The sequence below is a fragment of the Rufibacter sp. JT20002 genome (assembly GCF_056491185.1).
Window position 1 is genome coordinate 648386 of sequence record NZ_JBSZJY010000002.1, and the last position, 12699, is coordinate 661084.

Annotated in this window: 13 protein-coding genes; 7 read left to right on the forward strand and 6 right to left on the reverse strand. The window is 46.5% G+C overall.

Annotation, left to right across the window (positions count from 1 at the left end; all coding sequences use genetic code 11):
• Window position 1 precedes the first annotated feature (1 nt).
• From ACW9SV_RS12205 to ACW9SV_RS12230, 6 genes are all read right to left on the reverse strand, one after another.
• The gene (locus tag ACW9SV_RS12205; RefSeq protein ID WP_479557046.1) at window positions 2–1156 is read right to left on the reverse strand and encodes an XdhC family protein; all 1155 of its coding nucleotides are present in this window, start codon (window positions 1154–1156) and stop codon (window positions 2–4) included.
• Between the two features lie 333 nt (window positions 1157–1489).
• Window positions 1490–1954, reverse strand: a complete 465-nt coding sequence (locus ACW9SV_RS12210) for a hypothetical protein (protein ID WP_479557047.1) — start codon at window positions 1952–1954, stop codon at window positions 1490–1492.
• A 338-nt stretch (window positions 1955–2292) separates the two neighbouring features.
• Window positions 2293–2511 carry a hypothetical protein gene (locus tag ACW9SV_RS12215; RefSeq protein WP_479557048.1) on the reverse strand — a complete coding sequence of 73 codons (219 nt, stop codon included), beginning with the start codon at window positions 2509–2511 and terminating at the stop codon, window positions 2293–2295.
• A gap of 304 nt (window positions 2512–2815) precedes the next feature.
• The gene (locus tag ACW9SV_RS12220) at window positions 2816–3262 is read right to left on the reverse strand and encodes a hypothetical protein (protein WP_479557049.1); all 447 of its coding nucleotides are present in this window, start codon (window positions 3260–3262) and stop codon (window positions 2816–2818) included.
• Window positions 3263–3535: 273 nt separating this feature from the next.
• The gene (locus ACW9SV_RS12225) at window positions 3536–3727 is read right to left on the reverse strand and encodes a cold-shock protein (RefSeq protein ID WP_123125815.1); all 192 of its coding nucleotides are present in this window, start codon (window positions 3725–3727) and stop codon (window positions 3536–3538) included.
• Window positions 3728–3918: 191 nt separating this feature from the next.
• Complete coding sequence (locus ACW9SV_RS12230; protein WP_479557050.1) at window positions 3919–6645, reverse strand: S8 family serine peptidase; 2727 nt, start codon at window positions 6643–6645, stop codon at window positions 3919–3921.
• A gap of 766 nt (window positions 6646–7411) precedes the next feature.
• Between ACW9SV_RS12230 and ACW9SV_RS12235 the strand changes: the two genes are divergently transcribed.
• The 7 genes from ACW9SV_RS12235 (at window position 7412) to paaD (ending at window position 12698) form a co-directional block, all read left to right on the forward strand.
• Window positions 7412–7927, forward strand: coding sequence for a hypothetical protein (locus tag ACW9SV_RS12235; protein ID WP_479557051.1), 516 nt, complete (start codon window positions 7412–7414; stop codon window positions 7925–7927).
• Window positions 7928–8174: 247 nt separating this feature from the next.
• Window positions 8175–8765 carry a TetR/AcrR family transcriptional regulator gene (locus ACW9SV_RS12240; protein WP_479557052.1) on the forward strand — a complete coding sequence of 197 codons (591 nt, stop codon included), beginning with the start codon at window positions 8175–8177 and terminating at the stop codon, window positions 8763–8765.
• Entirely contained in the window at window positions 8762–9838 is a 1077-nt protein-coding gene (paaE, locus tag ACW9SV_RS12245; RefSeq protein ID WP_479557053.1) for a 1,2-phenylacetyl-CoA epoxidase subunit PaaE, read from the forward strand. The genes ACW9SV_RS12240 and paaE overlap by 4 nt, the downstream gene beginning before the upstream one ends.
• Window positions 9839–9975: 137 nt before the next feature.
• The gene (gene paaA, locus ACW9SV_RS12250) at window positions 9976–10932 is read left to right on the forward strand and encodes a 1,2-phenylacetyl-CoA epoxidase subunit PaaA (RefSeq protein ID WP_479557054.1); all 957 of its coding nucleotides are present in this window, start codon (window positions 9976–9978) and stop codon (window positions 10930–10932) included.
• Between the two features lie 39 nt (window positions 10933–10971).
• Window positions 10972–11262 carry a 1,2-phenylacetyl-CoA epoxidase subunit PaaB gene (paaB, locus tag ACW9SV_RS12255; RefSeq protein ID WP_479557055.1) on the forward strand — a complete coding sequence of 97 codons (291 nt, stop codon included), beginning with the start codon at window positions 10972–10974 and terminating at the stop codon, window positions 11260–11262.
• 4 nt (window positions 11263–11266) lie between these two features.
• Window positions 11267–12070 carry a 1,2-phenylacetyl-CoA epoxidase subunit PaaC gene (paaC, locus tag ACW9SV_RS12260; protein ID WP_479557056.1) on the forward strand — a complete coding sequence of 268 codons (804 nt, stop codon included), beginning with the start codon at window positions 11267–11269 and terminating at the stop codon, window positions 12068–12070.
• A 136-nt stretch (window positions 12071–12206) separates the two neighbouring features.
• Window positions 12207–12698 carry a 1,2-phenylacetyl-CoA epoxidase subunit PaaD gene (gene paaD, locus ACW9SV_RS12265; RefSeq protein WP_479557057.1) on the forward strand — a complete coding sequence of 164 codons (492 nt, stop codon included), beginning with the start codon at window positions 12207–12209 and terminating at the stop codon, window positions 12696–12698.
• Window position 12699: the final 1 nt, after the last annotated feature.

A 12699-nucleotide genomic window follows, 5' to 3' on the forward strand; every position in this document is an offset into this window, starting at 1 on the left:
GTTAAAGGGTGGCTTCAGAGGCTAGCGCCCGAGAATCAGCGTGAATAGGTTCCTTTTTCTCGCGCAGAAAGCCCGCGTTTCTGCCCGCCAATACTGCTTTAACCTCAGCCAAGACCGATAGGGCGATTTCTTCTGAGGTTTCCCCACCCAGGTCCAAGCCCACCGGCCCGAAAACTTTTTTCAGTTGTTCTTCTCCCAGTGTTAAGCCTTCTTCCTCCAGTTCGGCCAGCATTCGGTCCATTTTTTTTCGGGGCCCCAGCACGCCTACGTACGGAAGCGGAAGCGGGAGCAACTGCCGAAGCATGGCCAGGTCATAGTTGTAATTATGGGTGAACAGCAGAAAAATAGTATTCTGATCTATCTCTACTTGGGAGAGAACCTGTTCAGGTTTGGCTACGATCACTTCCTGCGCCAAAGGGAAACGTTCCTGCGTGGCATAGTTGCTGCGCCCATCTATTAATTTGGTGGGCCAACCAAGCAAATGCGCCATGTTCACCAACGGGAGCACATCATTGCCGGCACCACAAATGACCAGAGCAGGGGCGGGTTGTATCACTTCTAAAAAGGCCGTGTATGCTTTTTCAGCGGAATTATAGGTCTTGATCTCTGAGGAAAGATTAGTTAAGGCTTCCTGTACATCAACCCTTAATTGAGGCAAAAGATCTTCGGGAACAGCTTGGGTGATAATCTCATCTCCGGAACGGTACAAATAACAAGAGCCAGGCTGGTCCAATTTACGGTCCTGCAAAGAAAACAAGGTCACCATCACGGCTACTTCGCGATGATTACTAACTTCTTGCAGCAACTCCAACGGGTGGTTTGAAGATGTCAGATGAATGGGTTCAATAAGGATATGGATGATGCCGTTGCATCCCAGACCTACCCCCAATTTGGCATCATCGTCGTCCATGGTGTCATACTTTACCAGGGTTGGTTTGCCTTGCACCATGGCTAAACGTGCTTTGCGTAGGGCATCTCCCTCCAGGCAACCACCGCTGATGGCTCCGGTTAATTGCCCGTCCTCAGAAACCAGCATCCGGGCACCCGGACGGCGGTAAGAAGAGCCTTCTACGTGCACCACCGTGGCCAAAGCTGTTTGTTTTCCTTCTTTTGAATGTTGGGTGAAAGCCTGAATGATGTCCTGTATTTCTTTCATGTAAGCGAATAAAGCAGCAAATCGGGATACCCCGATGCTAAATCAAAACGAAGATAACAATTCTACTCTTGTGGCTTTATTTGGTTTTAGAAAGCCCATACGTCAAAGCGAATCCAAGCTTGTCTCATGAAAGGAAAGCGCATATAAATGAAGGGAAGCCTTGACGTTGAGTGTAGAACGTAGTCTAAATAACCCTACTTTACAACACCCAAAACTTTTTATTCCGGAAGGGCTTTGTTTAAGAGGAAGTTTATTGAAAACGGGTTGAAAAAGGATGAATGCCTAAGACGATAGGAATACCTGATGAAATAAGAAGGTGAGCGAATAGTTTCATCAAAAAGAATCATCCTCTGAATCTCGGGCTTGGACACCAGGCGGATTGAACAGGCCCCAGCGGTCCATCACAAAATTCCAGGGATCAAATCCTTGCACCCAGTCTACAAAAAGGTACCGGTACTCTTCAATAGACTCCCGAAGGAGTTGGAGGTAATGAACATCTTTGAACCCAAACATTTCAAGGCTGGTGCAATGGGAGAGAAGGTCTTGGGCCGCCTTCCGGATGAGGGTGGCGTTCTCCATGCGCAGGTCGTAAAGGTCTGCTGCTTCGGCACCGGCAACTTTCACGGTGAGCAGGGAAGCGTCTAGCAACATGCATTCTTTCAAAGAAGACAGGATCTCGTCTTCTTCCTCAATGAGGCTGCCAATCTTTTTCGTGAGTTCATATACCTCCCGTCCTTTGAGGTAAATGGGTAGCTGCTCTGGTACAGTGAAGCCTTCTTCGTCTTTAGGAGGTAGCATGGGCAGGGGGCTTTTAGTAAATCTACATAGGAATTTACTAAAATTTAAGAGAAAAGGAATTTAAATACAACCTATGACCTAATGTTCAGTCAGGTTCAGCAAGCATGTAACCTATCACTTACTACTTGTAAAATAGTTTAACTTTTTATTGAGGGAAGCCTCCTTGATTATGGTTAGAGCAGGAGTGATAGCATGTTGGTTTTATAATTTAAACCTTCGCAATAAAATCAATATGAAAGTTAAAAGAGGTTTAGATAACCTGTTTAAAGGTCCAAAATGGTTAATGATGGCTGATATTACCCTTCCTACAATAATATACTTAAACTAAAAAGCTGCTCTTATTTCCGGGCAGGCAAGGTAAGTTCTGGGCAGAGGGCTTGCATTTGGGAAGATGAGGGTACTGGACTCCAGGAGCCTGTGACAAAGTCGGTGATGTAATCAGAGGTATGTCCTAGCCGTTTCAGGCGCATAGCCAAAATTAGGTTAGCGACTGACATTTGTTCCGTTGGCCCAACGTACTGGTGTGCTTTCAATTGACTGCCGTACTTATGGTCCATAAGTTTTGTTTAAAACCGGGAGAACAAATTATAACCTTTTGCAAGTATGGAAATATACTAATTGTTTTTGAAAAATTCAAAGTAAAAAACAAACAATTTAAATTAATTTAAGCGAAAAATTAGGTGGTCCTTTCTAGGATTTATATAGATATCTCTTGGTAACCTTAACAACTCAAAGGAAGAAGTAAAACCCTGCTAAAGCTTACTGCAAGTACTATCCTTAATATTAAAAAGTTATTACTTTATTTGATTTAGACCAGAATTCAAGATATAATCATATTTTTTTATTTTGGTTTTAAAGTGTTTAGAAGTTTTGGAGTTTTTGAGTAATTTCTTCAATCACTTCTTCTGCAAAGCGTTCGGCGATCTCAGTTAATTCCTGGGTAGACCAAGGCTGTAGGTAAGCTTTTTCTAACCATCTAGTGTTTTTGTTTGGACCCACCTCATAGAAGGAGTACTCCAGTTTAAAAACTAGCTCCTTGCTGATGTCAAAGGTTTGTACCCCTGTTTTTTGAAAACCAATAAGTCTCAAACGTAACCCGACCTGCTGCACGTTTCCGTTTTCTATGCTTACTTCTTTCTCTGATAAAGCATTCCGGTCTTTGGTCCAGGTATCCACTACCTTCTCTAAGTTGAAATCATCAAAGAGGGGAAAAACTTCTGTTAGGTTTTGGTAGATACGTTCGGCAAGGGAGGGTAAAATCTTGTCGTAGATGTGAAGAATGGCTTCTTTGTCTCTGGTAGGCTGCACGGTGGTTAAGATTACGTCTTATAAACTACTTTAAGCAGGAAAGATACGGCAAGCTAGAAGAGAAAGCCACCCCAGGCAGTAGTATATTCTTAAAGGTTGCAGGTGGATGGGTGGTATTTTGGTGGCGAAAGAACGCTAAAAATCATCCAGACTCTCTTTCAAATTGTTTCATGCCTAATTTTAAAAAGAAGGCATGAAGCAGTTGAAAGACCTGCATAAAAAAAGCCTTGCCAGAAGGCAAGGCTTTAATTCAATGTCTTTATGACTTCAAGACTAAGCGAGTCTAACGTTTACTGCGTTTAGCCCTTTTTTGCCTTCTTTCAGTTCAAAAGTCACTTCGTCATTTTCTCTGATTTCGTCAACCAAGCCAGAAACGTGTACGAAATACTCTTGGTTTGAATTGCTGTCTTTAATGAATCCGAATCCTTTTTCGGTGTTAAAGAATTTTACTTTACCGTTGTTCATATTGTTTTTTGATTATACAGGTACTACCAAGTAAGTAAAAAAATCGTTCAATAGTATCTTAGTTAAAGAAAAAAATTAATTTTTTCGTTTTATACGCACGTACTTACACCGGGTTAAGGGCTTTGTCTACTAACCAATAAAAAAGAGGCCCTCCTTTAAGGGCCTCTTTTTCAAACCAATCTGAAGAAAACTTATTTAGTTAACACCATTTTGTTGCTGATCTCTTTTCCGCTGGTAGAAACCTTGTACAGGTAAGTGCCCGTTGGGAGATTACCCGCTTGGAAAGGAACAGAATAGGTGCCTGCCGCTTTGTCTTCTGCGACAAGCGTGCGCACTTTACTGCCTTTCAAATTATATACTTCAACCGTTACGTACCCATCTTTTTCCAGAGAGTAGGAGATGGTGGTGCTGCCAGTAAAAGGGTTAGGGTAAGAGAAGTTTTTGGCTTTCTCTGCTGTTGGCAAACCAATAACCGTACTGCTGGCGGCAACAGGTTGGGTAGTGGCGTTCCAGCTGGAGTGGGTACGGGTAACAATGACCGCAAACTCCGCCCGAGTTACATCTTGCAAGGGTTTGAAGGTGGCATGCAGTTTTGGCATCAGGTCAAAAGGACCTTGGGTAACCGAGTAGAACGCATTGATCAGGTTCAGCTCCAATGCAACACTAACATACCCTTCCAAGCCGGCCGGAATAGAAGCGGCATCCTCAATTGGGTAGCTTTTGCCATCTACCGTCACGGTTACTGCCTTGCCATTGCGTTGCAGGGCAAACTCCTGAAACCCCAGGGATTGAACAAGTGAGTAGGCTAACTGAGCTCTGTTCACGGTACCTGTTGGGTTGAACTTACCGGTTGAGGCGGGTAACATAACCCCTTTGAACAACTGAGAACGGTCTCTGATAGCGGCTCCTTTGGCAGTCACCGATTCGGCTAATAACAACTGCGAACCGGTGACATCGGTGAACGAAGCGGTGCCTGAGGTAGGCATGAACTGGCGGATAGCTTGTCCCATCAACAGGTAATCTGCTAATTGAATGCGCTTGAGGGTTTCATTTGGCTTAAAGCCTGTAGCTAATGCGTCTACTAAGCGTGAGGCTACCGCCATTTTGATGGAAGCTTCTGCCGCGTGGCCCGCAATGTCTCCTAATCCTGAAGTGCCGGTAGTCTGAGTCCTGATTAGTTTACCATTAATCGTTTCTGGGAAAGCCAGTCCGTTTAATCCTTCCGCTTTCAGAGTCCAGGTGCCTGGCTCCGGAGAAGCCACCGCCATGCCTCTATCTGAGTACAAGGCAAAAGCCACGGGAATGCCTGAGCGGTATTCAACTCCGCTAGGGGAAAGCAGAATCAGGTTTACCGGGTTTCCAGTTTGGCCAAGCAATCCGGTGGCATTGAACTTCGCCTCCAAGCTATTGGTGCCAGAAGCCACATTGAAAGTGATCTGGTTTCCAGTGGCAATGATTGGGTTGAAGTTGATGGAGAAATCCTGGGTCTCAGAAGCGGTATTCACAGAGCTGTTGAACTTCCGGGTGTAGTTGAGGTACGCCCCGAAAGCGGTGTTTCTGTAAATATGGTCAATAGCCGCGTAGGCATTCACATACCCGGCACCTACTTCCCAGGATTCGTGGCCTGGCATGTTGGTAGCCGTTTTCTGAAGAATATCTTTCACCTGGGCAGGGGTTAATGCCGGATTAGCCTCCAGCATCAAAGCCACTACCCCAGCTACGTGCGGCGTAGCCATGGAGGTACCACTCATGTGGGTATAGAAAGGTACGTGGGCAGGTTGAAGTAGCTCGGCATCCATTTGCGCCGATAAAGTCGAAACCGGAGCCAATGCTCTGGTGGAAACTACATCTACGCCTGGTGCCACAATAGTAGGGCGGTTCTCGTAACGCCAGATCTCATCACCCAACGTGATGGTACCACCTTCGTTTTTCACCCCACGAGAAGAGAAGTCGGCCAGTTTACCAAACTTATCCCCGGCACCCACCGAAATTACCCAAGGGGCAATGGCATATGGGTTGTGGGTGTCTGAACTTGGGCCATCGTTTCCGGCGGCAAATACAGAAACGATGCCTAAATCATAAGCTTTCTTAGATACCACGTTCACGGGATCTGCGGGGTCAAAATCTCCGCTGGTTCCCCAAGAGTTGCTGATCACTCTAATACCGTACTGGAACTGGTGCGTTAAGGCATAATCATACCCACCGATAGCGTCTAATATAAAGAGGGCTCCTCCAGAACCATACCCAATCAGGGTGGCACCAGGGGCAGCACCGGCGTACTCGCCGTTAGATCTGGCGCCGTTACCGCCTACAGTTCCGGCGCAATGGGTACCGTGGCCAGAGTTGGTGTCGGTGTTCGGTACGTTCTCCAGGTAGGTGACCGGCAGGAGGGTAGACTGCGCACTCAGGTTGACGGTTCCCAAAACGTTCTGCACCAGGTGATCCCCTAGTTTAATGTCTTCGTGGGTACCGTCAACGCCACTGTCGTTGATCATAACGCCTACGCCCTTACCCGATACCGGAACGCCTTTGTTTTTAGCTATGATGTTTGGGTCTGTGCGAAGACGCTGCACCCCGGTAATGTGGGTTCCGTTGCTATTATAATAGCTAAGCTTCCGGTTTAGGTAAATGGAGCGAACATAGGGGCTTTTTGAAAGGGCCTCTACCTGAGTAGGAGTGGCCAGCAATCCGGCTATGGGTAGCTTCTTGAAAGTAACGCCTTTGGTTAAACCTAAAGACTGCAGCAGCTGTAAGTGGGTGCTGTTGGGTGCACCATCCCCGGTAAAAGTGACCACCACCTGCACTGGGGCAACGGCTGTTTGAAGTGTCTGAACAAGCTTGGAGTCCAGAATGGCTTGTCCAACGGCCTGGCCTCCCAAAAGGAGAGCCAATGTGAAAGCACTTAGTGCTTTCTTCATGTTTGTTGAATAGAGGTTAAACATAGATGTTAGTTTGGTGAGAAATGGGATTAGGTTGGCTTGAAAAACCAAGGAGACAACATCTCCATAGTTCCTGTGTAACCCTCTAATTGACTTTCAGTTATGAGTCATTTAGAGGGAATTCTAATAAGAGATAAGAACGGGAAAATGTGAGGATGGGGGATGGTACCTCTTTACTGGCGGTAAGCTTTGAAGGTTCAGGAAAGCTTTTGAGTTGAAGTAACTTGAACTTTTTCAATAATTAATTTACCTGTGGTAGATACGTGTTGGTGGTGGTTGTTTCTAAGTTTAAAATACAAGCTAAGAAGTAATTAGTGAACCATGATCAAGAGTTTTTTGGACAACTATTTAGGGATGTTAGTGGAGTTAACCTTATTAATCAATAGGTTAGCATTCTCTTGATTTAGTAATAATTTAGTAGTATGAGGAAAGTGTTGGATACTATTAAACTATTTAAGTGCCTCATATTTTTAAAAACCCCTTCCTTTCTACAGAGCCCAATTTCATTTCTAATAGAATATTGCTCGATAGAGCCCCTTAGACCAGAATAAATATGTCATTAAAAACTAGTTTGTTATTTTACTCCCATCAAGAAAGTTGAATACAACCTTCTTGAGAGTTGAAAAAAATGTCCTGTTTTACTTCTTTATCCTTCCGAGAGATATTCAGAAAATCTAAATTTTGTTGTGGAACTTACTTCAACCAATTAATTTAGGAGCATAAATCTAACCTTACCTAACCCTTTATGAAGAAAGCTATACTCTCTGTTATGTTGATGGTGCCGCTGTTTGTAGCTGCTCAAGAGGTAAAAAAATACCCCCAGCCACAACCTACTAAAGACGCCAACATTCTGGATGTAACTTCAAACAAAACCACAGCGGTGGTTTACGAAACGCCTAAGGAAATGCAGGCCAGAATCCAAAGAGAAGCCCGTTTAAAGAAATGGAATGAGACGTTAAAGAAAGAAGAACTGGCGAAGGTACCTACCGGTGGTATTTTGCAGTTTGACATCTCTCGGTACACCGTGGCTTCTGTCGATGCTAAGTTGTTTACTATCCTTGTGTTAGATGCTTCCGGCAACGAGAAGATGAGAACCAAGATAGAAAATGGCATTGTTTCTCCAACCATTGTAGCCGGAGTTTCTGCCTATAAAACTTCTGGTAAACTGGTGTTACAACAACCGCTTAAAACCGGTGATTTCGTATGCGTGCTGGATGAAAAAGAGAACAAGCGCTATGAGTTCCTGGTGAAGAACGACTAAGATTGAACCACTTGAACTGGCAAAGAAACCAGTTCCTTCAATCATAAAAGCCCGTTTAACTCTAAAAATCAGAGTTAGACGGGCTTTCTTCTTATATGCAAAGTTTAAGGAGTTTTAAATTTCAAACGAACATTTGACTTTTTGATTTTTAATTCATAGAATTGTCTTGAAGGCTCTCATTTAGGACAGAATTGAAATGACTAAGGTGAACTATAACTCTTAAGGAAAAGAACCTTAGTAGGGGTACATGATTAAGAAGAAAAAGGAAATTAGGCGGGAGAACATCCTGGAAGTTGCAGCCCAACTATTCAAGCAGAAAGGGTTTGGCGGCACCTCCATGCGGGATTTGGCCGAACAGGTGGGAATGGATGCCGCCACCATGTACCACTACATCAGTTCCAAAGACGAGATTCTTAAAACCATTTGCTTTGACATTGCCAATACCTACGTCACCCAATTGGCAGAAATAGAAAAAGCCCAGAACACCTACACAGACAAGCTGAAAGCCTTGGTGAAGGTGCACCTTCACCTCATGTCCAGCAAAGGGGCTCAGGTTTCGGTGGCCAATAATGACTGGAAGTACTTGTCAGCCGAGGCTCTGGAAGAGTTCAAGGGTTTGAGAAGCCAGTATGAGAAGCGTCTGGGGGCCTTAATAGAAAAAGGAATTCAGGCGGGCGAATTGCAGGAGGTGAACGGGTCGGTGGCGCTTTTCACCCTTTTATCAGCCGTGAGGTGGGTGGAACTGTGGTGGAAACCCAACCGGGGCATCTCTTTAGAAGAGCTTGAAAACACAATCCTAACTATTCTTTTCAATGGTTTGGAGAAAAGAGAACTATGAGCAGATTTCATAAAGTAAAAATAAAGAGTGTGCATCGTGAGACCCATGACAGTGTCACAGTCACTTTAGATGTTCCAGAGGAGTTAAAAGACACCTTTAGGTACACTCAGGGGCAGTACCTAACGTTCAGGAGGCACCACAATGGGGAAGAACTTAGAAGGTCGTATTCCATCTGCTCAAGTCCGTTGGAGAACATCTGGAAAGTAGCCATTAAGAAAGTGCCCGAAGGTCGGTTTTCGTCTTTCGCCAATGAGGCGCTGCAACCTGGTGAAGAACTGGAGGTAATGCCGCCTATGGGAAGGTTCTATACAGAACTGCACCCCGATAAACAAAAAAGCTACGTGATGGTGGCCGCCGGGAGTGGCATCACGCCCATCCTCTCCATCATCAAAACCGTGCTGCTCGCCGAGCCCCAAAGCCAAGTGCTGTTGCTCTACGGAAACCGGGGCCGGAACTCCATCATGTTCAAAGAAGAGATTGAAGGGCTTAAAAACAAATTCCTTCATCGGTTCAGCGTATACCATATCTTAAGCAGAGAGCACGGTGACACCGACCTTTTGTTTGGTCGTATTGATAAGCAGAAAACTGAGTTGTTTCTGCAAAAAATCATCAAAGCTGATGAGGTAGATGAGTGCTTCATTTGCGGACCGGAGGAAATGATCTTCGGCGCGAAGGAGGCCCTGGAGGAAGCAGGCATGCCTAAAGAGCGCATCCATTTTGAACTCTTCACCACCAGTGAATCGGGGCAGAAAACGGTCAAACGGCCCGAAAACGCTTTGGCGCAGGAAGACCAGAAAAGCAGGGTGCAGGTAAAACTAGACGGAAACTACCTCAATCTGGAGATGTCGTACTACGGCAACACCATCTTGGATGCCGCCGCTGAAACTGGTGCCGATGTTCCGTATTCCTGCAAAGGTGGGGTTTGCAGCACCTGCCGAGCCAAAGTTTTGGAAGGCGAAATTGAAATGGACGTCAACTACTCCCTAGAGCCTGAAGAAGTGGCTGCGGGCTATATCCTGACATGTCAGGCCCGTCCTCTATCAGAGAGGGTAGTAGTTGATTTTGATCAATAGGTTATATAAAAGAGTGCCACTATAGAATAAGTTGCAGCTTTTGATTTTTAGCTTTTTTTGTGAAAAACAGCTTAAAACAGAAGCGTCACCGCAAGGCGCAGGAAGAACGTAAGTATCAGAACAAGTGTTAAAAAGGTATGGAAACGATCATAGAAAAATCACTGGAAGAAGCATTTGAGGAGAAGATCGCGAACGAGATCCGCATTGAGCCCAAGGACTGGATGCCGGAGCAGTACCGCAAAACCTTGGTGCGCCAGATCTCGCAGCACGCCCATTCAGAAATAGTGGGCATGTTACCAGAGGGTAACTGGATCACCCGGGCCCCTTCGCTTAAACGCAAAGCCATTCTGTTGTCCAAAGTGCAGGACGAGGCAGGCCACGGGCTTTACCTATATAGCGCCGCCGAAACCCTAGGTACTTCCCGCGACCAAATGATTGCTGACCTGCACTCGGGTAAGGCAAAGTATTCCAGTATTTTCAATTACCCTACGTTGTCCTGGGCAGATATCGGGGCGATTGGCTGGTTGGTAGATGGAGCCGCCATCATGAACCAGGTGCCCTTGATTAGGACTTCCTACGGACCTTACGCCCGCGCCATGGTGCGCGTGTGTAAAGAGGAAAGCTTCCACCAACGCCAGGGCTTCGAGATCATGATGACCTTGTGCAACGGTGCACCCGCGCAGAAAAAAATGGCGCAAGAAGCGTTCAACCGTTGGTGGTGGCCTACGCTCATGATGTTCGGACCCAAGGATGCCGAGTCTCCTAACACTGAGCAATCCATGCGCTGGAAAATCAAAAGGTTCACCAACGATGAGTTGCGCCAACGCTTCGTGGACATGATGGTGCCTCAGGCCGAGTTCCTGGGCTTAACCGTGCCAGATAAAGACCTGAAGTGGAACGAGGCTAAAAACGGCTATGACTTCGGTGAGGTGGACTGGGAAGAGTTCTGGAACGTGGTGAAAGGCAACGGGCCCTGCAACAAAGACCGCATCAATACCCGCGTGAAAGCCCACGAAGAAGGTGCCTGGGTGCGCGAAGCCGCTTTAGCCCACGCACAGAAGCGTGCCCAGCGTGAGGCACAGAAAGTAGCTTAGTTAAGCATTCAAACATTACTCAACCTCACTTTACTCAATATGAGTCAGCAGAAAGAATGGCCCCTTTGGGAAGTTTTCATCCGAAGCAAACAAGGCCTTGACCATAAACACGTAGGCAGCCTGCACGCTGCCGATGCCCAAATGGCTATCCAAAACGCCCGGGATGTTTACACTCGCCGCATGGAAGGGGTGAGCATCTGGGTAGTGGAATCAAAGAACGTGCACGCTTCTAATCCAGACGAAGCCAAGGCCTTTTTTGACCCCGCCAACGACAAAGTGTACCGGCACCCTACCTTTTACGAGGTACCCGCTGAAATCAAAAACATGTAAGCCCATGGATTTACAGCATAAACCCACGCCTGCGCTGCAGAACTACTCGCCGGAGGTACGTGCCCTGCTGCTGGATTACACCCTCCAGTTAGCCGACACCAGCCTGATCCTGGGGCACCGCTTGTCTGAGTGGTGCGGCCACGGCCCAATCCTGGAGCAAGACCTGGCCATGGCCAACATCGCTTTGGACCTGATTGGAGAGACCCGCAGCCTTTACCAATACGCTGCTGAGCTGGAAGGCCAAGGCCGTACTGAAGATGATCTGGCGTACCTGAGGGATGCCGTGGAGTACAAGAACCCTCTATTGGTGGAGCAACCCAACGGTGATTTCGGGGACACCGTAATGCGGCAGTTTATCTTTGATGGTTTCCATTACTTTTTGCTAAAAGAGCTGCAAAACAGTTCAGACCCTGGCTTGGCGGGCATCGCGGCTAAGTCTTTCAAGGAAGCCAGCTACCATGTCAAGTGGAGTTCAGAATGGATCATCCGCTTAGGCGATGGCACCGAGGAAAGCGGACGCCGCATTCAGAAAGCAGTAGACAACCTTTGGATGTTCTCCGGCGAACTCTTCACCATGACCGAAACCGAAAAGCAGTTAGCCCAACTCGGCATCATACCAAATTACGCTTTTTTAAAGCAGCAATGGGATGAGCATGTAGCCAAGGTATTTGCGGAGGCTACGCTTGAGGTCCCACAAAATGTGTTTATGCAAAAAGGCGGCAAAACAGGACGGCATACCGAGCATTTGGGCTATCTATTGGCAGAACTGCAATACTTGCAACGGGCTTATCCGGGCTTGGAGTGGTAACCTGTATTTGACCTGCTTTTTAGAAAATACGGGTAAACCAAAGTGAATCTGTAAAAGCAGGTAACCAGAGTTATTCTGCTACACACCAGTAAGCTAAGGAACTCGGACTCAACTCTGAAAGAAGATAAACAACCAAGTGACAACCGAAGAAAACATCTGGCAACTTTTAGAAGAGGTATCTGATCCTGAGATACCCGTTCTGAGCATCCTTGACTTAGGGGTGCTTCGCAAAGTACAGGTGCAAGATAATGGACAAGTTCAGGTGACCATTACGCCTACGTATTCTGGTTGTCCGGCCATGAACACCATCGCCGCCGATATCAAGCTGAGACTTTTGGCCGAAGGGTTCAAAGAGGTTTCGGTTAACCTGCAACTCAGCCCCGCCTGGACCACCGACTGGCTCACCATGGAAGGGAAGCTGAAATTGGAGGAATACGGCATTGCTCCCCCAGTGGAGCCCAACGGAGATATTCACGCCCTTTTCGGGAGAGATACGGTAGTGCGTTGCCCGCTTTGCAAATCAGAAAACACCAGGTTAGTTAGCCAGTTCGGGTCCACCTCCTGCAAGTCATTGTACCAGTGCCATGACTGCCTGGAGCCCTTTGACTATTTCAAGTGCCTCAAATAAA